The organism is Photorhabdus sp. RM71S (assembly GCF_042879355.1).
GTDB classification, from domain to species: Bacteria; Pseudomonadota; Gammaproteobacteria; order Enterobacterales; family Enterobacteriaceae; genus Photorhabdus; species Photorhabdus kayaii.
In genome coordinates this window covers 45,407-66,033 of record NZ_JBHFKV010000017.1, presented here as the reverse complement: position 1 = coordinate 66,033, position 20,627 = coordinate 45,407, and the positions used below count along the sequence as shown (strand labels likewise).

16 protein-coding genes and 1 riboswitch are annotated in these 20,627 nt (G+C 39.1%); of the genes, 10 read left to right on the top strand and 6 right to left on the bottom strand.

Annotated elements, in window-relative coordinates:
• Positions 1–123: 123 nt before the first annotated feature.
• From icd to ACGF5R_RS11230, 4 genes are all read left to right on the top strand, one after another.
• Complete coding sequence (gene icd / locus ACGF5R_RS11245; RefSeq protein ID WP_112877755.1) at positions 124–1,377, top strand: NADP-dependent isocitrate dehydrogenase; 1,254 nt, start codon at positions 124–126, stop codon at positions 1,375–1,377.
• Between the two features lie 467 nt (positions 1,378–1,844).
• Positions 1,845–2,240, top strand: coding sequence for a hypothetical protein (locus ACGF5R_RS11240; protein WP_112877754.1), 396 nt, complete (start codon positions 1,845–1,847; stop codon positions 2,238–2,240).
• A 2,540-nt stretch (positions 2,241–4,780) separates the two neighbouring features.
• Complete coding sequence (locus ACGF5R_RS11235) at positions 4,781–6,244, top strand: alanine/glycine:cation symporter family protein (protein WP_387690887.1); 1,464 nt, start codon at positions 4,781–4,783, stop codon at positions 6,242–6,244.
• Positions 6,245–6,620: 376 nt separating this feature from the next.
• Positions 6,621–7,439 carry an N-acetylmuramoyl-L-alanine amidase gene (locus ACGF5R_RS11230; RefSeq protein ID WP_112877768.1) on the top strand — a complete coding sequence of 273 codons (819 nt, stop codon included), beginning with the start codon at positions 6,621–6,623 and terminating at the stop codon, positions 7,437–7,439.
• Positions 7,440–7,920: 481 nt separating this feature from the next.
• Here the strand turns inward: ACGF5R_RS11230 and ACGF5R_RS11225 are convergent, their stop codons facing one another.
• Complete coding sequence (locus ACGF5R_RS11225; RefSeq protein ID WP_112877752.1) at positions 7,921–8,349, bottom strand: DUF805 domain-containing protein; 429 nt, start codon at positions 8,347–8,349, stop codon at positions 7,921–7,923.
• 348 nt (positions 8,350–8,697) lie between these two features.
• Between ACGF5R_RS11225 and ACGF5R_RS11220 the strand changes: the two genes are divergently transcribed.
• Entirely contained in the window at positions 8,698–9,192 is a 495-nt protein-coding gene (locus tag ACGF5R_RS11220; protein ID WP_112877751.1) for a DUF2165 family protein, read from the top strand.
• An 8-nt stretch (positions 9,193–9,200) separates the two neighbouring features.
• Positions 9,201–10,106 carry an aromatic amino acid DMT transporter YddG gene (gene yddG, locus ACGF5R_RS11215; protein ID WP_387690885.1) on the top strand — a complete coding sequence of 302 codons (906 nt, stop codon included), beginning with the start codon at positions 9,201–9,203 and terminating at the stop codon, positions 10,104–10,106.
• Between the two features lie 115 nt (positions 10,107–10,221).
• Here yddG and ACGF5R_RS11210 read toward each other — a convergent pair whose 3' ends face one another.
• Positions 10,222–10,605 (bottom strand): helix-turn-helix domain-containing protein, encoded by a 384-nt coding sequence (locus ACGF5R_RS11210; protein WP_112877749.1) that lies wholly within the window; start codon positions 10,603–10,605, stop codon positions 10,222–10,224.
• A 301-nt stretch (positions 10,606–10,906) separates the two neighbouring features.
• Between ACGF5R_RS11210 and ACGF5R_RS11205 the strand changes: the two genes are divergently transcribed.
• Together ACGF5R_RS11205 and ACGF5R_RS11200 are read left to right on the top strand one after the other, a co-directional pair.
• Positions 10,907–11,065: a PhoP/PhoQ regulator MgrB gene (locus ACGF5R_RS11205; protein ID WP_316250583.1), complete on the top strand. Its 159-nt coding sequence runs from the start codon at positions 10,907–10,909 to the stop codon at positions 11,063–11,065.
• A 169-nt stretch (positions 11,066–11,234) separates the two neighbouring features.
• The gene (locus ACGF5R_RS11200) at positions 11,235–12,614 is read left to right on the top strand and encodes an amino acid permease (RefSeq protein ID WP_112877747.1); all 1,380 of its coding nucleotides are present in this window, start codon (positions 11,235–11,237) and stop codon (positions 12,612–12,614) included.
• Between the two features lie 147 nt (positions 12,615–12,761).
• Here the strand turns inward: ACGF5R_RS11200 and pagP are convergent, their stop codons facing one another.
• Complete coding sequence (gene pagP / locus ACGF5R_RS11195) at positions 12,762–13,385, bottom strand: lipid IV(A) palmitoyltransferase PagP (protein WP_112877746.1); 624 nt, start codon at positions 13,383–13,385, stop codon at positions 12,762–12,764.
• A gap of 600 nt (positions 13,386–13,985) precedes the next feature.
• Here pagP and cspE point away from each other — a divergent pair.
• Positions 13,986–14,195, top strand: coding sequence for a transcription antiterminator/RNA stability regulator CspE (cspE, locus tag ACGF5R_RS11190; RefSeq protein WP_036781809.1), 210 nt, complete (start codon positions 13,986–13,988; stop codon positions 14,193–14,195).
• Positions 14,196–14,309: 114 nt separating this feature from the next.
• Positions 14,310–14,402: riboswitch (TPP riboswitch) on the top strand.
• Between the two features lie 164 nt (positions 14,403–14,566).
• The gene (gene thiD, locus ACGF5R_RS11185) at positions 14,567–15,367 is read left to right on the top strand and encodes a bifunctional hydroxymethylpyrimidine kinase/phosphomethylpyrimidine kinase (protein WP_387690883.1); all 801 of its coding nucleotides are present in this window, start codon (positions 14,567–14,569) and stop codon (positions 15,365–15,367) included.
• A 258-nt stretch (positions 15,368–15,625) separates the two neighbouring features.
• Here the strand turns inward: thiD and fbaB are convergent, their stop codons facing one another.
• From fbaB to ACGF5R_RS11170, 3 genes are all read right to left on the bottom strand, one after another.
• Complete coding sequence (gene fbaB / locus ACGF5R_RS11180) at positions 15,626–16,675, bottom strand: class I fructose-bisphosphate aldolase (RefSeq protein ID WP_112877745.1); 1,050 nt, start codon at positions 16,673–16,675, stop codon at positions 15,626–15,628.
• A gap of 2,017 nt (positions 16,676–18,692) precedes the next feature.
• Entirely contained in the window at positions 18,693–20,069 is a 1,377-nt protein-coding gene (yegQ, locus tag ACGF5R_RS11175; protein ID WP_387690881.1) for a tRNA 5-hydroxyuridine modification protein YegQ, read from the bottom strand.
• Between the two features lie 198 nt (positions 20,070–20,267).
• On the bottom strand, positions 20,268–20,612 hold the full coding sequence (locus ACGF5R_RS11170) for a YegP family protein (RefSeq protein WP_011146999.1): 345 nt from the start codon (positions 20,610–20,612) through the stop codon (positions 20,268–20,270).
• Positions 20,613–20,627 lie beyond the last annotated feature (15 nt).

Below are 20,627 nucleotides of genomic sequence, written 5' to 3'. Positions count from 1 at the left end.
AAATGGAAGGGGTATTATACATTAGTCTGCTATCAATTGGCGTTCGCAGAATATTCAAGTAGTATTGACACGTCCCTTACAAAAAATTAACAAGGTATTACGCTTACTTGAAAGGAGAGGTTAATGGAAAGCAAAGTAGTTATTCCGGCGGAAGGTAAAAAAATAACAGTCGACGCTAAAGGTAAACTGATTGTTCCGAATAACCCGGTCATCCCTTATATCGAAGGGGATGGGATTGGTGTCGATGTTACCCCTGCAATGTTGAAAGTTGTTGATGCAGCGGTTCAGAAAGCTTATCAGGGTGAGCGTAAAATTTCCTGGATGGAAATCTACACCGGTGAAAAATCGACTCATGTATACGGTAAAGATGTTTGGTTGCCGGATGAAACGTTGGATCTGATCCGTGAATATCGCGTCGCCATTAAAGGTCCTCTGACGACGCCGGTTGGTGGCGGTATTCGTTCTCTGAACGTAGCATTGCGCCAGCAATTAGATCTGTATGTCTGCCTTCGTCCTATTCGTTATTACCAGGGAACGCCAAGCCCGGTCAAACAACCTGAATTGACCGATATGGTTATTTTCCGTGAAAACGCGGAAGATATTTACGCCGGTATTGAATGGAAAGCGGGGTCTGCCGAAGCGGATAAAGTGATTAAATTCCTGCAAGAAGAGATGGGCGTCAATAAAATCCGTTTCCCACAGCAATGTGGTATCGGTGTGAAACCCTGTTCTGAAGAGGGTACTAAACGCTTAGTTCGTGCTGCCATCGAATACGCAATTGATAATGACCGTGAATCTGTCACTCTGGTTCACAAAGGCAACATTATGAAGTTCACCGAAGGTGCTTTCAAAGACTGGGGTTATCAGCTTGCTCGTGAAGAGTTCGGCGGTGAACTGTTGGATGGCGGTCCTTGGGTGAAAATTAAAAATCCGAAAAACGGTAAAGAGATCATTGTCAAAGATGTTATCGCAGATGCGTTTCTACAACAGATTCTGTTGCGCCCTGCCGAATATGATGTTATCGCCTGTATGAACCTGAATGGTGACTATATTTCTGATGCACTAGCTGCTCAGGTTGGTGGTATTGGTATCGCTCCGGGAGCAAACATCGGTGATGAATGTGCTCTGTTTGAAGCAACTCATGGTACAGCACCTAAATATGCCGGTCAGGATAAGGTGAATCCAGGTTCTGTGATTCTTTCCGCTGAAATGATGCTGCGTCACATGGGGTGGACAGAAGCCGCAGATCTGATCGTTAAAGGTATGGAAGGCGCGATTGCCGCGAAGACCGTGACTTATGATTTCGAACGTCTGATGGAAGGTGCTAAGTTGCTGAAATGTAGCGAATTTGGTGACGCGATTATCCAGCATATGTAATCTTATCATCTTGCAAAAACTTCACGGTAGCTAATGCTTCCGTGAGGTTTTCTAACTGCTATAGAGGGTCACTTCACTACGGAGCTTTCTGTATAACTGCCATAAAGGCAATTTTATGTATTTTTTTTCCTAAATAGAGCTTTAGCTGGTTTTTTTATCCTATTTTCAGGTGGTTATCTGTCGTTTTTACCTTTTTATGCTTTATAGTCTTAATTGGAAAATCTCAAGTACTTAAAGGTATATACCCAATGGATTTCAAGATGGATCGCGACGGCAAGGGAGCGAATCCCCGGGAGCATAGAGAACTATGTGACCGGGGTGAGTGAGTGCAGCCAACAAAGAGGCAACTTGAAAGATGACGGGTATATATTGTTGTTTTATTAAGCGTAAAATTTTGCAAGTCATGTATGGCAGAGTGTATACTGAGGTTAATATTCGTTCTGTCTGATAGGGAGAGGGGGTAAAAGATGAGTAGCTCAGATGATAAAAAAATAGAGTTTAGTACGAGTGATGTACTGAATGCTCTCTTACATCGCGGGCAGAATATGCAACATCTTGCAACTCAGGAAAGTGTGGATAATCTGCGCCGTGAGACCGAGGTTAACTTTGCATCACTTGATAAACGCTTTGAATCTATTGATAAACGCTTTGAATCTATTGATAAGCGATTCGAATTAATAGATAGACGCTTCGAATCTATTGATAAACGTTTTGATGTTATGGATAAGCGTTTTGAATCCATAGATAAGCGTTTTGATAAACTTGAAGGTAAATTTGATCGACTTCAATGGTTTATCGTTGCTGCGGCGCTGGCGTTGCTATTCAAAGAATATATTTTTAAGGCGGTGGCTGTTATCCAGTAACTTGCAACTTCTTGCAAGTTACTGCTAACTCATTCTTCTATCCATTATTTCCTCCCTTTTTCATTGCCTTTTGCTACGGTGTTTTCCAGCTCATACTGAAATGGTCTGAGCTATGCTGAATTCCTTTGCTCGGATGATCAACTTTTGGGGCAGTGCAGAACCGCGCGAAAGCTCGTTTAAAGCTTGAATATAAGGCAGCGTGGAGGCATATCATGGATCCGTATTGGATCCTACTTCTCATTGGCTAAATGCTGCTCGTGCTAGTTCTCATCGAGTGCAATTCGCAATCTTCTAAATTTGTAGAGAATTGCGAACTTATGGCAAATATTTGGCCATTTTTTTTCCAATAATCCGATGAGAGTTTTCATGCCAACCAAAGTAGGAGACTTAAGATTTCTATCTTGAGAAGGAGTTGGATGATTAGCTTGGTTTGATGAACGATAAGTAGATATGAGAAGTTAAAACTGGATAGTTAATTTAATAGCGTGTAAAAATCTTTATTATTGGTGTATTTAGGCAAAACCGCTAACGGGAGTTTGTTCTCCCGCTGGTTTTATAACTGTAAATAAAGTACTTACTGTATAATATTTGAAATATTATTATTTAGTTATTGTTTTTCCTTATTAAGAATTTTTTCATATTCCTCCCAAACGACAGATAATGGTGAACTTAAACAACAAATGGATATTGAACCTCCTGATGGAGGGTGATATTCATATTTAGATCTCCCACGATAGACTCTTATAGGTAAATTGTTATCAGTGGGATTCTTCCTTTTTCTTCTTAACATCATTCATAACCTCAACGTATATTGTTTAAATTATGCATTTAGAATAAAAGTGAGATATTTATACAATATTAACTTCATAAACATATTTTTTTTGTAAAAGATAACAAATGAAAATATTAGCAGTAGATAATAAAAGATCCAGTTTTATGTTGCATATGAGAGAAGTTTTTTCATATTTTTCACAATATAGTTTTAATATGAAATAATATTTTAATGGAATTAAAACATAATGTTAATATAATGTAAAGTAAAAGTTGGTTTTAACTATGTATAGTTGGGTTAAGCCTGTTGTTTTTATAGTCTAATGAGATGGCGATTTATCATGTAACTGTGTTGAGAGGATTTTGATGTTTATACCCGTTATCTTTCAAGTTGCCTCTTTGTTGGCTGCACTCGCTCACCCCGGTCACATAGTTCGCTATGCTCCCGGGGATTTACTTCCTTGCCGTCGCGATGCATCTTGAAATCCATAGGATATATAGGTATTCAACGAGTTATTGTAACAAAATGATAGGCGTGATTTGGGTTAAACTGTCTCTAACTGACCATCACGGTAAATTGTCAAAGTTAAGCCTTGCGTTTTTGTGATTTATCCAAGACATCTGTGCTTGTAGTATCCGGTCTTAGGGAAATTTAAAGTGGTAATATCATTGTAATGATTTTAGTTTGCAGTGTACCCGATTTTACTTAGGATTCTGTTGCTCATTCAGCAAATTTTCTACAAATTTTGTTAAAGGTTTGGCCTATCTGGCAGGTAATCAAAGTACTGCTCGATCTTTTATAAAAAAGGATCTTATTATCTCGGTTTTATTGCTGTTTTATTTTAATCCGCTTGTGGAAATATTAGACAATCATCTTATAGAGAATAAAATAATGAGAACGATTAGATATATATTTGAATATATTCAGAGAATAGATAAATAAGTAGAAATGTATTCGTTATAATAAAATAAAGAAGTAGTGAACATTCGTTAAAAACTTTTAATGTTAATGATAACTTAACACAAATAGCTAAGAGAAAAATATCATTTGTTCTTGTGACTGAGGAAGCCTACAGATAAATGTCAGATATAGGTTGAGATGTTTATTCGTTTTTTGCATGTTATGTTATTTATTGGGATGATATTTTCTACATTGAGTATACGTGTTGGTATTTCATTGTGATCCGATAAGAGAGTTTTTTTATCTTTTTGATTTTTAATGTTTTATGTGATAAATGTCACTATGCGAAATTTTCTAAATTAATGAGGTTTTTTTTGTTAAAGCTGATAATCTGCTCACAAAATTAATCACAATATCTTATTTTTGAATTTTTTTTCTTGATATTAATGGGTTGTTGATTTAATTAACAAGCGGTTCATTGGTAGAACTTCTTTTACTTGTGTGAGGGCTAGAGTAACGGGTTTCATATATGCAGTTGTTGTGAATCACTGATAGGAGGCATAGCCAAAAGTGTATGAAGTGACTGACGGGCAATAGTCGATTGAATGACATATCTATTAACTATCAGTCAAAAACAGTACACCAAACATTCATTTAATCTGATGGATAATGTAAAAAGGTCAGTAAACATTACACATTAATTTCAAACTTGTGTTACATTCATAGCGTTTTTCTGACCAGTATCTCTGTGTTTTTTTATACAGCATTGTGTTACTTGTTAATTATAAAGGCATATTAAGCGCAATGAATTCTGCCGGATACGATTTTATGGTCAGACTGGGTTTACTAATTTAAGGGGAAAAATATCTTGACGGAACTAATTAGCTTTTTTAACAGTATCCTTTGGGGCTCCGTATTGATTTATCTTCTTCTTGGGGCTGGTATTTACTTCACTATACGCACAGGTTTTATACAGATTCGTCATTTTGGGCACATGTTTTCAGTATTGAAAAACAGTAAAAAATCTGACAGTGCGGGTATTTCATCATTCCAGGCTCTGTGTACCAGCTTAGCTGCACGGGTTGGTACCGGTAACCTTACTGGTGTGGCAATCGCCTTAACGGCTGGTGGGCCTGGTGCCATTTTTTGGATGTGGATGGTTGCTCTGATTGGAATGGCAACCTCTTTTATTGAGAGTACACTTGCCCAGCTGTACAAGACAAAAGACGATAAGGGGAATTACCGCGGTGGTCCGGCCTACTATATGGAAAAGGGGCTTGGAGTACGCTGGATGGGCGTTATGTTCTCCATATTTCTTATTATTGCTTTTGGTCTGGTATTTAATGCTGTTCAGGCAAATTCCATTGTTCAGGCTGCTGCTTTTGCATTTAATTTTGATCCTTTGTATGTCGGCATCGGTTTGGTGATTCTTAGCGGGGCCATTATTTTTGGTGGCTTGCGCTCTATTGCTCGGGTTGCAGAATTAGTTGTCCCTTTTATGGCGATAGCTTATCTGATTTTGGCGTTCTGGGTCGTCGGGCATAACTTTGAACGAATGCCGGAAGTGTTTGCATTGATTTTCAAAAGCGCATTCGGTTTGCAGGAAGCAGTTGCAGGAAGCGTTGGTTATGGTGTTGCTCAGGCGATGACACAAGGTGTTCAACGCGGGTTGTTTTCAAATGAAGCCGGGATGGGGTCAGCACCCAATGCTGCTGCTTCTGCTTCTCCATATCCTCCTCATCCAGCATCTCAGGGTTATGTGCAAATGCTAGGTGTTTTTATGGATACTCTGGTTATCTGTAGCGCTACTGCTGTTATCATCCTGTCATCGGGTGTGCTTGATGGCAATATTTCAGGAATAAGTGGAATAGAATTGACTCAGCGGGCATTGTCTTCCGCTGTCGGTGATTGGGGATCTGAATTTATTGCACTGGCTATCTTCTTTTTCGCATTCACATCAATCATTGCGAATTATGCTTATGCTGAAAGCAATATCGTATTCCTTGAACGTAATCATACTGCGGGCTTGATGATCTTACGTCTGGCGGCGTTGGGTATGGTAATGTTTGGTGCGTTGGCTGAATTGCCTTTAGTTTGGAAAATGGCTGATTTGTCTATGGCATTGATGGCAATTACCAATCTGACCGCTATCTTGTTGCTTTCTGGCGTCGCATTTAAACTCGCAAAAGATTACAACCAACAGAGACGTGTCGGTAAGTTACCGACATTTGATATTAATCAGTATCCTGAAATTCAGAAAAAGGTCGAAGTCGGTATTTGGGAAGAAACGGCAAATCTTGCTAAATCGAACCAAGCGGCTGGTCACAAGTGAAATGCTAGAACAAAGTATATACCCTATGGATTTCAAGATGGATCGCGACGGCAAGGGAGAGAATCCCCGGGAGCATAGGTAACTATGTGACCGGGGTGAGCGAGTGCAGCCAACAAAGAGGCAACTTGAAAGATGACGGGTATAGTTAGTACTATTTAACAACATAGCGGCTAATAGCCTTTCACGTTTCATTTGTTATTTTTGCCTTATTTCCATCTAAGTTATGGGAATAAGGCATCTTCATTTGTGCTTTATGTCAAGAACATAACCGATAGTTTTATGAAAAAATCATGTAAAACATAAATTTTATTTTGTATTCATTTGATTTCTTTGTGTTATTATATTGCTTTCAATTAATAGGTGGGACAGGGAAATGATGAAGAAGATCATATTGGTTGGCTTATTTATGCTATTGGCGGGGTGTTCCAACCTGGAAGATCGGGGCGCTTATAAAGTTGATAGCTCTTTTCCTTCGCAAGGTCAAAATGACAGAGTAAGGTTTTTGGTGTTCCATTATACCGCTGTTGATGATAAAGATTCTTTACGTATACTCACTCAGGGTGGTGTTAGTGCTCATTATTTGATCCCATCGTTACCGAATTATGTGAGAGGAAAGCCTGTTATTCTACAACTGGTTCCTGAAGATAAGAGGGCATGGCATGCTGGTGTTAGTGGATGGAATGGTCGGAAAGACTTGAATGACACTTCGATTGGCATTGAAATTGTTAATAAAGGATTTACGGAAATGCTACTTGAGAAAGAGTGGTATCCGTTTAATGAGCAACAGATCGATCTATTAACGCGTTTGGCGAAAGATATTATTCAACGCTATGGCATTGAACCTATTAATGTCGTTGGTCACAGTGATATTGCACCTTTGAGAAAGTATGATCCAGGCAAACTTTTCCCTTGGAAGAATTTGGCAGAGCAAGGTATTGGTGCATGGCCTGAAGATGCAACCGTTGAAAAATATATGGCTGGCAGAAAATGGCATGATGGTGCTTCTGTTGAGTTAATCCAGAAGACATTGGCTAAATATGGCTACACCATTCCACAAACGGGTGTGCTTGATGAAGATACCCGTAAGACCATCAGTGCATTCCAGATGCATTTCAGGCCAGATGACATCAGTGGTAATCCTGATGCACAAACTGAATCAATAGCTCTGGCTCTGGTTGAGAAATATAAAAAATAGTTTTCACTATCTTGTGAGATCGTGCCATAGAAAGAACTTTATTGGAGTGACTTTTATGGCATGGTTTTTCTCATAAACTCTATAAATTTTCATGATCTATTCTTCGAACTTTTCTTCACTTTGTTTTAACTGTAGTAACAGCCTTACCTCGGCAGTTGTTGATCATATCTTTCCAACTGTTGCTATTTTAACGCACGATTGCTTTCGATATATACCCAATGGATTTCAAGATGCATCGCGACGGCAAAGGAGTGAATCCCCGGGAGATGTTACCGGGATGAGCGAGTGCAGCCAACAAAGAGGCAACTTGAAAGATAACGGGTATAGTAGATTGTGGTGAGAAATAGCAATAGAAGTAAGGTGATGGCTAAGTAATAAAATATCCAATGTATATAAATAATCGTCGCTTTATTTTATAATGACTATTACTATTTTAAGTAATAGTCAGATTAAATGAAATTTTTGCGATATGGAGAAAATATTACTCTTTATTATGATTTTTTCCTCCTGGCAGAATAAATGCAAGAATAATCCCAATTAGGCTGATAAAGGGTGAATACATTATTATTTTGTCGGGAAAATAGTTTGGTAACACACTGCACAGGTAAATAAAAATAGAGATTAGCCAGCCATATAACCCCACGTCATTGAATCTGTAAGCTGTTTTTATGATTAAATAGTAAACCGTAGCGAAGGAGCACATTGCCCATAGGCCAATAGAGATCATATACAACCACACTGATAACTCATATTTCATGTGGGTGGCATAATTGTTTTCTGCTAGGTAACCAGAGAGAAAGATTAATATTCCGAAAATAATCGCTATTTTAATAAAACTAATAATATAATCTTTTCTACTCAATTTTTGGCTGAAATAGCTTTTTATTGAACCAGCTAGAGAATCGTTCATAAATAATAGTCAGGTAAATAATAATGGATCAGATAATAACTGATATAATGATAGTATGAACAGAAAAATATCAGTCAGATTTTAGATGAAAATATTTTAAACGTAATTCTATGATTAAATATGTGGAAATAGGGTGATGATTGTTAGATTATATGATATAGCCGTTATCTTTCAAGTTGCCTCTTTGTTGGCTGCACTCACTTATCCCGGTCACTCCGGTCACATAGTTATCTATGCTCCCGGGGATTCGCTCCCTTGCTGTCGCGATGCACCTTGAAATCCATAGGGTATAGTTTGTGTTCTTTATGATCTTTTCGGCGCTAAAACCATTCTTTGAGGACTTGACAAATGATTATTCGCTTATCTAAGACTTTGATGATTTTTGCAATAGCTTTGTTTGCGACATTAGCGGCTTTTGGCAATATCACAGACTATGCGACTAATTTCGCATTTGTACAGCACGTATTTATGATGGATACCATTTTCCCAGATACGACTATTACCTATCGTGCAATTCATTCACCAGTGCTACATCACATTGGCTATATTATGATTATTTCTTTAGAAAGTTTAATGGCAGTGTTATGTTGGATTGGCGGTATCTATTTACTGGCGAATTTAAAATCTAATGCTGCCATTTTTAATAAAAAGAAAGCTGTTGCAATAGCGGGTCTGACCTTGGGATTCTTGACTTGGCAGGTGGCATTTATGTCAATTGGTGGTGAATGGTTTGGGATGTGGATGTCTAAACAGTGGAATGGTGTATCTAGTGCTTTCCATTTTTTTATCACTATCATTCTGGTACTGATTTATTTGATTCAGTATGACAGAGAACTAGAATAAGAATAAATATGGGGATAGATGTGAAAGCAAGGATAGAACAACACAAAGCGACCCTGTACGGAATATTGGCGATTGTATTGTGGAGTACAATCGTTGGGTTGATAAGAAGTGTGAGTGAAGATTTTGGGCCTGTAGGTGGCGCAGCGCTGATTTATACAGTTGGATCGATTTTTCTGATTCTGCTAATCGGCTTCCCAAAAATTAGCGCCTTTCCCAGAATCTATTTGTGGCTTGGGAGTCTATTGTTTGTCAGTTATGAAATCTGTTTATCGCTTGCATTAGGTTTTGCCAATAATCGTGCTCAAGCAATTGAATTGGGTATGGTTAACTACCTGTGGCCAGGTTTTACTGTTTTACTTGCCGTGATTATTAATAAGCAGAATGTGAACTGGTGGTTATATCCTGGTTTATTATTGTCTATTCTGGGGATCGGTTGGGTGATGAGTGGTGATAATGGCTGGTCACTCAGACAGATGGTAGGAAATATCCAGAGCAATCCATTAAGTTATGGTTTGGCTTTTGCGGGGGCAATTATTTGGGCGGTGTATTGTAACATTACAAAAATAATGGCGGCAGGTAAGAATGGCATGTCGTTGTTTTTTATCCTGACGGCTTTCGCATTATGGGTGCAATATTTCTTCACATCACCTCCTGAAATGGCGATAAGTCTGCGTAGTGTCAGCATATTATTGTTTGCTGGCGCGGTTATGGGGGTGGCGAATGCCGCCTGGACCTTTGCGATCATCAGAGGACATGTTGCATTATTGGCTACACTATCTTATTTCACGCCGATTATATCGACGGCTTTTTCATCATTGCTTCTTAGCACCGCACTCTCTTTTTCATTCTGGCAAGGGGTGCTAATGGTTACCATAGGATCAATTATCTGTTGGTTAGCGACTAAAGCCAGATGATACCTGTTAAGTGAAGGTATCAAGGATGAGTGTGAGATGGCGTCCTTTGTGGCAACGCCATCGTTGTTTCTTCCTAAATATTTGAGGGGGCATTTAAGGTTCTCTGGTTACCGTGTCACGAACAGTTAGTCGTGAAATGAAGAGGTAATTTAACTTCGAGCTCAATCTCTGGATTCTGCCGGAAATCATAGGGAGTTATGCCATACTCTTTGCGGAACATATAAGTGAAATGAGACTGAGAGCCAAAGCCGAAATCTAAGGCGATATCAAAAATAGGCAAAGCGCTGTTTCTTAAAAGATGAACAGCGCCGGCCAGGCGTCGCTGGCGGATATATTTACCAAGAGAAATTCCGGTGACTTCCTTGAATATTTTCTGCATGTGCCAAAGCGAGTAACCGGAGTAAGTTGCCAGTTCTTCCAGATGGATTACCCGGCCAAGGTGATTCTCAATCCATTTGCTGAGAGCACATACAAGTGCTAAGTGATTATCCTGTGGCATTAACAATTTTGTTCTGGTTGAAAGTGAAAGGAAGTATACACAACTTTTTCTAAAGATGACAAAGCCTTGACATAACGATTTAAATTGTAACTGAATGTGACAATTGATTTTTTTGTTATAATGAATAGAATCCACATGGTTAGTATTTGTTTAAATGCGTTCTGATTACATTGTTAGCATGCATACTGTTGCCGGTTCGATTTTTTCACAATGAAAGCACAGGATGAATATTTTTCTTGTTTCATTGTTGTAGAATATCATTTTTCAACTTTATTCTTAACGTATTGCGTTCTGACCGAACTTGAAGGAAATAGAATTGGACATAAAAAAAACCATTGCAATCTTAGTATTACTTGGAATATGTCTGTTCTTGTACCTGTTAGCTTTGGATAGCTATTGTGATCAGGGGGAACAGTTTGATTCAGGTATTTGTTCTGTGACTCGATATCTGCCTTTCTGATTAGTTGCTGATACTCATCAGCCATTTTCCCATCATATATCTGTGCTAACATATATCTTCGATATCCACCCTTTAAAGCTAGTGTTTTGTTTGCTTTGAATAAAGCAGATAAGGGGAAGCGGTTGTTTTCCCACTAATAACAAGATAGAAGTTGTATCAAGAGGACAAGATGGCAGGACAATCGCAGCGGTCAACACTTAAACGCGGTTTAAAAAACCGGCATATTCAACTTATTGCTTTGGGGGGGTCTGTCGGGACTGGGTTGTTTCTCGGTATTGCACAAACTATAAAAATGGCAGGTCCCTCCGTAATTTTAGGATACGCTATCGCAGGCTTTATTGCATTTCTGATTATGCGTCAGCTAGGAGAGATGGTAGTCGAGGAGCCAGTAGCGGGGTCGTTTAGTCATTTTGCGTATAAATATTGGGGCGATTTTCCCGGGTTTTTATCAGGCTGGAATTATTGGGCGATGTTTACTCTGGTCGGAATGGCTGAATTAACGGCTGTGGGAATGTACATCCACTATTGGTGGCCTGATATTCCAACCTGGGTTTCTGCAACCGTCTTCTTTGTTTTAATCAATACGGTAAATTTAATTAATGTCCGGTTATATGGTGAAACAGAATTTTGGTTTTCCATCATTAAAGTGACCGCAATTATCTGTATGATTGTTTTTGGTTCTTACCTGTTAGTCAGCGGAAATGGCGGGCCTCAGGCCAGCATTACTAACCTTTGGCAGCATGGTGGCTTTATGCCTAATGGGATCTTCAGCCTTATTATGGCAATGGCTGTAATCATGTTCTCTTTTGGTGGATTGGAACTGGTGGGTATTACCGCAGCAGAAGCGGAAAATCCACGTATCAGCATTCCTAAGGCCACCAATCAGGTGGTATACAGAATATTGATTTTCTATATTGGTTCTCTGACTGTGTTATTGTCGCTTTATCCGTGGGGCAATGTCGTTGAAGGTGAAAGCCCATTTGTTATGATTTTTCATAACCTGGATAGTTTCTGGGTGGCTAACATTCTGAATATTGTTGTCCTAACAGCCGCATTGTCCGTTTATAACAGCGGTGTGTATTGCAACAGTCGGATGCTGTATGGTTTAGCAAAACAAGGCAATGCTCCTGGAATGTTGACAAAAGTTAATGAAAGTGGTGTTCCTATCAGAGCCATTGTCATGTCTGCTTTGGCAACATCCATTGGCGTATTGATTAATTATGTGATGCCGGGCAAAGCATTTGAGTTATTAATGGCGTTAGTGGTAACAACGTTGGTGATTAATTGGGTCATGATCTGTATGGCGCATTTAAAATTCCGGGCAGAAAAAGTTAAACAGGGGATAGAGCCGTCATTTAAGGCGTTTTGGTATCCATTTGGTAATTATCTGTGTCTGGTTTTCCTTGCTTTTATACTTGTCATTATTTTGATGATGGATAGCATCCGTATTTCAGTTATCTTGATGCCATTCTGGGTGGGGGTGTTATGGATCGGGTTTTTAATGTCCCATTCTCGCCGTAATAAAATGAAAACAGAGGATCAGGGATAATATCTATACCCTATGGATTTCAAGATGCATCGCGACGGCAAGGGAGTGCAGCCAACAAAGAGGCAACTTGAAAGATAACGGGTATACTTGGATTATCACTATAAAAATACCAGGCTGATGTCACGCAGCCTGGTATTTTTTATCCGGTTACCACTGCCAACGTAACCAGGCGAAGAGTACATTACCGTTGTTATATGTGCCGGGAATATACGTTCCTTGAAACGATAACCGATCATATTCTATGGAGAATAACGGTAATGGGAGTGGAATAGGGACATAATAATAATCATGACGAGCTGTAACGCTCAGAGTGAAACCAATTCCCATTCGGAAACCATCTAAATCACCGGGTATCCACATCTTCTGAAATCCATAGCCAACGATGGGTTCCAAACGGTTATGAGAATCCATAAAAGCCATTGCATAAAGGGAATGCCAATCGTTGTCTTCGTCGTAACGATATTTACCATAGCCGAAACCCCAGGGCCGCTCATTATATTTATCGGTTTTCTCTTTATCGTAGGTATGTCTGTTATGCCAAGTGATTACCGGCAGATAAAGTTCATTGTTGGGTGCATCCCAGGTGAGAGCGACATTATTGTTGAATTTTTCCCATAAACTGCTCGAATTGTTGCCATAACTGATCGGAGTGTGAGATTCAGTGGTTGCTAATGATTTGTTAGCAGTATCTGCCGTTGTTGCAAACACTGTCCCTGATGAGACTAAAAGAGTGGCTGATAGGGTACAGGCTGCGGTTAAATCAAATTTCATTATTTATTGCTCCAATTTCCCGACAACATAAATTGGGAAGATCCTTTGTATCACGTAAAATATGACAAACGTCTAAATTCAGGAATTCTACTCTTGCTATTTTCAATAAAAGTTAAACAAAAAATTAATATTAAGATGTAATAGGTATTAACTGGGTATATTTAATACTAATATTTTAGTTAACTAATATTGGGAATGTGTTGATTTTTTCTTTCACTCAAACAGTAGAGATTGGTCTCTATGACCGTACTATAGATATAAAAAATCTAATAATAAGACAGGCAAAATAAATTAGGATTATTTATGTTATCTGGGGTTTTGTTGAGTGGATAAACTGTAAGCTAATTAGGATAACCTTGGTTTTTCAAATTTTTGCAGCTATGTTAAACAATAATTGTTGTTAAGAATTTTAAATATGTGCGTTAGCTCCATAGCTGATAAAAAATGGCTTGCCATCATATTAAGAATATGTGATAAATCGTTCGGGTAAACGAGGTATGGTTCTGTTATACAGCTCTGTTAATAGCAGCAACTTGCTCTAGTTTTTATGTTGCGCCGAACGGCGAATTAGAATTAAGTGATCCGAAGGAAATTCTTAAAATGGCAAAAATCACTGGTACTGTAAAGTGGTTCAACGAATCTAAAGGTTTTGGTTTTATTACTCCGGCTGATGGTAGCAAAGATGTGTTTGTACATTTTAGCGCTATTCAGAGCGAGGGTTTCAAGACTCTGGCCGAAGGTCAAAAAGTTGAGTTTGAAATTCAGGACGGTCAGAAAGGTCCTTCTGCGGCAAACGTTACTACAGCATAACTTCTTTTTGTCAATCATTTTGGATTGACGAAGTAAATTTGTTGTCTGTTTGATTTTTTATTGGCAACAATGATATACCGATATCACCCTGTTAGTTATCTGATAGGGTGTTTTTGTTTTGACTCGGGGTGCTCTTCACAGAGCTGAGATGAACCCGTAATACCTGATCTGGATAATGCCAGCGTAGGGAAGTCGAGGTGTCTTTTCCTGATATACCCTATGGATTTCAAGATGCATCGCGCGGCAAGGGAGTGAATCCCCGGGAGCATAGGTAACTATGTGACCGGGGTGAGCGAGTGCCGCCAACAAAGAGGCAACTTGAAAGATAACGGATATACTTGCTTTCCTTTTGCTGGTTGGAAGGGGTACCTATGATGAGAATCAATTCACTGACAATTGCCGGTACTGATCCTAGTGGCGGTGCTGGCATTCAAGCCGACTTAAAAACTTTCTCCGCACTTGGTGCTTATGGCACAACAGTAATGACCGCGCTTGTTGCGCAAAACACCTGTGGTGTGCAATCTGTTTATGATATCGATCCTACTTTTGTTGCGGCACAGCTTGAATCTGTGTTGTCAGATATCAGAATTGATAGCGCTAAGATAGGCATGTTATCCAATGCGGCCAATGTTGCCGTCGTTGCCGACACAATAAGCCGTTATGCCGTTCCTTATGTTGTATTGGATACGGTAATGATTGCGAAAAGTGGCGATCCGTTGTTGGCGCCGGAAGCGGTTTCCGAGGTTGTTGGACGATTATTACCGAAGGTTTCGTTGATTACCCCAAATTTGCCGGAAGCCGCAGCGATATTGAAATGCTCTGTAGCAAAAACCGAAATGGACATGCAAAAACAAGGGCGTGAACTATTATCGCTAGGATGCGAAGCCGTTTTACTGAAAGGCGGGCACCTTACAGAACATGAAAGCCCTGATTGGCTATTTACTGTTGAGGGAGAATGGCGTTTTACTGCGCCCAGAATCAATACTCGTCATACTCATGGAACAGGATGTACGCTCTCCGCTGCACTGGCTGCTTTGCGTCCGCGTTATTCGAATTGGCAGACAACACTGCCTGTTGCCAAAGCATACCTCCAGGCGGCGTTAGAACAGGCGGACTCGTTAGATGTAGGAAAAGGAATCGGGCCTGTGCACCATTTTCATCAGTGGTGGTGAGAGTAGCTGATTGGTGTTTTCGGGATTTGGTGAGAAAGTGATAATGAATTAGGTGATTATGCTGTGAGAACAGGATAACTCAACGTTGGTAGCGACTTACTATCTATACCCTATGGATTTCAAGATGCATCGCGACGGCAAGGGAGCGAATTCCCGGGAGCATAGATAACTATGTGACCGGGGTGAGCGAGTGCAGCCAACAAAGAGGCAACTTGAAAGATAACGGGTATATTCATTATCACCGGCGACAAGCTTTATTTACGCGATAGTCACTTGCTTATCCAGATAGACATCTTGAACCGCATTAATCAGCTCAATACCCTCTTTCATGGATTTTTTGAAAGCTTTACGGCCGAGGATTAACCCCATGCCGCCTGCGCGTTTATTAATGACGGCAGTACGAACGGAGTCACTTAAATCATTATTACCGGATGCACCACCTGAGTTAATCATACCGGCGCGACCCATGTAGCAGTTAGCTATCTGATAACGGACCAGATCGATAGGATGATCGGTAGTCAAATTAGTGTAAACACGTTTATCGGTATGACCAAAGCCAATCGCCGTATAGCCGCTGTTATTTTCGGCCATTTTTTGTTTAACGATATCGGCACCGATAGTGGCTGCTAAATGGTTAGCCTGGCCTGTGAGGTCTGCACTGGAGTGATAATCTACCCCCTCTTTTTTGAAGGCAGAATTACGTAGGTAGGCCCACAATACCGTTACCATGCCCAATTCATGCGCCCGTTTAAAGGCGGCTGAAATTTCCTCAATTTGACGCCGTGATTCGATAGAGCCAAAGTAAATTGTTGCTCCAACGGCAACAGCACCCATCTCGAATGCTTGTTCAACACTAGCATATAAAGTTTGATCATATTGAGCGGGATAGCTCAGTGTTTCATTGTGGTTCAGTTTAACCAGAAATGGGATCTTATGAGCATAACGACGAGAAACAGCGGATAACACGCCATAAGTAGAGGCAACACAGTTACAGCCGGCTTCAATAGCCAGTTCAACGATATTTTTTGGATCGAAATAGAGCGGGTTTGCTGCAAAAGAAGCGGCAGCAGAATGTTCTACACCTTGATCCACCGGCAAAATAGACAAATAACCCGTACCTGCAAGGCGACCATGATTTAACAATGTTTGCATGGAGCGCAGAACCGTATTGGGTCGGTTATTGTCGATCATTACGCGATCAACAAAGTCGGCGCCTGGCAGATAAAGATTTTCACTCGGAATGGTATTGCAACGATGTTGCAATAAACTGTCCGCATCTTTGCCTAACAACTTAGCGATATCAGTCATGTCTTACTCCAGTTATGAAAAGATGCTATCGATTGTCATTTATCCTTTTTAGGATAACAAGTTATATTGGGAGGGAAGTGGTAGTGGATCGCTTCAGGTAGGATTTTAAAGAGAATTTTATTACCAGGAAAGTGGCTATTTAGTGTAAGAGTGACATAACCATTCTTTAGATGATTGATATGGGTGTGAAATAGTTAGCTATGCTCCCGGGGATTCACTCCCTTGCCGTCGTGATGCATCTTGAAATCCATAGGGTATATACCCGTTATCTTTCAAGTTGCCTCTTTGTTGGCTGCACTCGCTCACCCCAGTCACATAGTTATCTATGCTCCCGGGGATTCACTCCCTTGCCGTCGCGATGCATCTTGAAATCCATAGGGTATATATATGGATATTTTTCTTTCAATTATGATCAGATTGTCTGAATTACTTTAAATTCATATAAGTAACGGTTATTATTTGTAATAAATAACCTATTGATTAATATTGAATTATAATATTATTTCTATAACTTAATTAACCGATAAATAAGAGTGTTATTTATAGCTTTCTCTTTCTATCGTTAAACTGATTATTTTATTATATGAGTTTTTTGTAAAGATTTAATATGTTTTTATATCGTTTAAATAAGTTTTATACCCGTTATCTTTCAAGTTGCCTCTTTGTTGGTTGCACTCACTCACCCCGGTCACATAGTTATCTATGCTCCCGGGGATTCACTCCCTTGCCGTCGCGATGCATCTTGAAATCCATGGGGTATATAAGGCTGAGTATTCATATTTTTTGAACGCTATTAGATATAAATTTTATTGATTTTAATTATTTATGTGAATAATTTTTTATTTTGTCAATTTATTTATAACTATGTTGCGCCATTATATGGTAAATAGCCATTTTTGACGTCAATATTTTTAAATTTATATAATCCTGTAAGCAACAGTCAATATAGTTATTTATTCTTTCGTAAAAGTGATAATAATACAAAATAATAATTATACTAAATTTTTAGTTTTGATTGTATTCATCAATCAATTAGCTGATTGAGAAATACATCAATATAGTTTGATTTTTTCACGGACGAAAAATTTCTCATGTTTCTATTGCGAATGGTGATATTTTGGTTTTCTTCCATTTACCAAAAGTAATTTATTATTACGTTTTCTCTTTAGTAACTTGTTTGCAAACGATTTTTTATAAAGTCATTGGACCTGTTGATGTAAGCTGAGTTTGATAGATGAAAGTTGACTGTTTATTACTGTTATTTGCTAAGCTGATTTTTCTTGATGTTATTGTTAGATGATATTTTTCACGCTGATCCGGTGTAAAAATGCGTTTCTATTGTCTTTTGGTTTACTAAGCAGCTCCTATTGCGGGATTAAACTTCATTTCTATGAGGGGGTAACAGGTACTGCGCTGTCGTTTATCAGCTTTGGGGTGATTTGGCTATTTTACCCTTATTTATATTGTGGGTATATGAAACAAAAGCCGTTTTTTTGGGTTATTAAGTCGATATAGTCAGATAAATGTTGAACTAATAGTTTTAACAATAAGTAAATTGTAATTATCTGTTTTCATAATCTTTACCTGATTAATTCTATCAAATTGTATAATATTTGGTCTAAATATGATGGGTTTCCTGAATTATTAAACAGTGGAAAATTTTAATTACATTTCTTTAGATAGTGTGATATTTCAATAAGTAGAAATATTTTCTTATTAATATTCAGGGTATCAGAAACACATGAATATAAACATTCATTGATTTAATAGTTAAATTTATCTATTTAATTAATCGTGTGAATGAATTCTGTAACTTGTTGATTTTATTTCCCGGAGCGAAAAAGAAAAGGCCAGCTCAAGGGAGATTGAGCCGGCCAAGGAGGTGGTTCCTAGTCTTACTGTAAAACTTTTTTAATTTTTTATTTTTCACCAACAATACTACGGTAAATAAAATAGTATTGATGTGATCTGTTTCTAAAAAAAGAAATATATCATCGTGAAGAGGGGATATTGATGATTATTTGTCTGAGTCTCGGTTCGTTTGAGGATATTGAGAATTAATACCATTTAGATTACGTATTAATAAGGCGTAATTAATATCAATTTGTTTAGGAATTGGTAAATAGGCAATATACCCATCCCCAGGCGCAACTTCCATTGGTTGGCCTTTTTTATCCTGCATTGCTTCCAGTGTAAACTGGATATTGCCTGATGGTGTCATTAATTCGAGACGGTCTCCGATCATGAATTTATTCTTGACAGCAACTTCAGCCAATCCGTTGACTCGCTCACCTGTAAATTCACCAACAAATTGTTGGGTATCGGATATCGAGTAACCGTATTCATAAGTCTGATAGGCATCATGGGTATGACGGCGCAAAAATCCTTCGGTATAGCCGCGATGAGCAAGTCCTTCTAACGTTGTTAGCAGCGTTGGATCAAAAGGTTTCCCTGCAACGGCATCATCAATGGCTCGGCGGTAAACTTGTGCTGTGCGAGCGCAGTAATAGAAGGATTTTGTTCGTCCTTCGATTTTCAGAGAGTGGACGCCCATTTTAGTTAATCGCTCAACATGTTCAACTGCACGTAAGTCTTTGGAATTCATGATGTAAGTACCATGTTCATCTTCGAAAGCTGACATATATTCACCAGGGCGTTTTGCTTCTTCGAACGTAAATACTTTATCTGTTGGAGTGCCTTTTCCCAATGTTGGTTCGATACTTTTTGTCGGTATCGGTTCATGCATATGCACAATATTACCGATATCATCTTCTTTGCCTTCTTGGACATGATATTCCCAACGGCAGGCATTAGTGCAGGTTCCCTGATTGGGATCTCGTTTATTAATATAGCCGGATAATAGGCAACGACCGGAATAAGCCATACACAACGCGCCATGTACGAAAACTTCCAGTTCCATATCGGGAACCTGCTGGCGAATCTCGTTAATTTCATCCAGTGAAAGTTCACGGGAAAGAATGACCCGTGTTAGTCCCATTTGTTGCCAGAATTTTACTGTTGCCCAGTTAACCGCGTTAGCTTGAACGGAAAGATGAATTTCCATTTCAGGAAAAGCTTCACGAACCATCATAATCAGTCCGGGATCAGACATAATGAGGGCATCAGGTCCCATATCAATGACAGGCTTTAGATCACGGATAAAAGTTTTCAATTTGGCATTGTGAGGAGCAATATTGACCACAACGTAAAAACGCTTACCAAGTTCATGAGCTTCTTTAATGCCGAATGCCAGATTTTCGTGATTAAATTCATTATTGCGAACACGCAGGCTGTAACGTGGTTGACCAGCATATACGGCATCTGCGCCATAGGCAAAAGCATAGCGCATATTTTTCAGTGAACCGGCAGGGGAAAGTAATTCTGGAGTAAACATGGTTAAAAAATTCTCGGTTTGAGTTGAGATGAATTTTCACTATAAAAAGTAAGGATAAGGCCGGGGATTCTAACGCTTAATTTGTTGGGGATACAAATTTATTAGCACGAAACGTTCTGTTCTGTTGATCGATGAAGAGCGCCTTATCAATTGACGATAGTTTTCAACTGATAAGGTGCGGTTTATCATGAAAAAATATTATTCTGACTTTGTCAGATCTCGAACATTGACGCTAGAGCCATGTTTAATTGCAGATTGAATGCCTTTTTTGACTGCCACTTCGTTATCGTAAGACTCGCTGATGCCGATAACTTGGTAGTTTCTCGCTTTCAGCACGAAATAGGACTTGCCAGATTTGTTTTCTCTGATTTCGAAGTTTTTTTCTGCCGGTGAATTTGCTTGGACAGAACGAATTCCTTTATTCGCTGCTGCCTTGGTAGTATACATTTCACTGGTAAGGATAACTTCACCGTTCGATGCTTTTAAATTGAAGTAATACTGCTTGTTTTTTGTTCTCTTAAGATCATAATGACCTACAGCCATAAGAAATTCCTCCAA

Coding starts and splice junctions, on each gene's coding strand:
- icd (WP_112877755.1), top strand. CDS start 124: ATGGAAAGCAAAGTAGTTATTCCGGCGGAAGGTAAAAAAATAACAGTC.
- ACGF5R_RS11240 (WP_112877754.1), top strand. CDS start 1,845: ATGAGTAGCTCAGATGATAAAAAAATAGAGTTTAGTACGAGTGATGTA.
- ACGF5R_RS11230 (WP_112877768.1), top strand. CDS start 6,621: ATGAAGAAGATCATATTGGTTGGCTTATTTATGCTATTGGCGGGGTGT.
- ACGF5R_RS11225 (WP_112877752.1), bottom strand. CDS start 8,349: ATGAACGATTCTCTAGCTGGTTCAATAAAAAGCTATTTCAGCCAAAAA.
- ACGF5R_RS11220 (WP_112877751.1), top strand. CDS start 8,698: ATGATTATTCGCTTATCTAAGACTTTGATGATTTTTGCAATAGCTTTG.
- yddG (WP_387690885.1), top strand. CDS start 9,201: ATGGGGATAGATGTGAAAGCAAGGATAGAACAACACAAAGCGACCCTG.
- ACGF5R_RS11210 (WP_112877749.1), bottom strand. CDS start 10,605: ATGCCACAGGATAATCACTTAGCACTTGTATGTGCTCTCAGCAAATGG.
- ACGF5R_RS11200 (WP_112877747.1), top strand. CDS start 11,235: ATGGCAGGACAATCGCAGCGGTCAACACTTAAACGCGGTTTAAAAAAC.
- pagP (WP_112877746.1), bottom strand. CDS start 13,385: ATGAAATTTGATTTAACCGCAGCCTGTACCCTATCAGCCACTCTTTTA.
- cspE (WP_036781809.1), top strand. CDS start 13,986: ATGGCAAAAATCACTGGTACTGTAAAGTGGTTCAACGAATCTAAAGGT.
- thiD (WP_387690883.1), top strand. CDS start 14,567: ATGATGAGAATCAATTCACTGACAATTGCCGGTACTGATCCTAGTGGC.
- fbaB (WP_112877745.1), bottom strand. CDS start 16,675: ATGACTGATATCGCTAAGTTGTTAGGCAAAGATGCGGACAGTTTATTG.
- yegQ (WP_387690881.1), bottom strand. CDS start 20,069: ATGTTTACTCCAGAATTACTTTCCCCTGCCGGTTCACTGAAAAATATG.
- ACGF5R_RS11170 (WP_011146999.1), bottom strand. CDS start 20,612: ATGGCTGTAGGTCATTATGATCTTAAGAGAACAAAAAACAAGCAGTAT.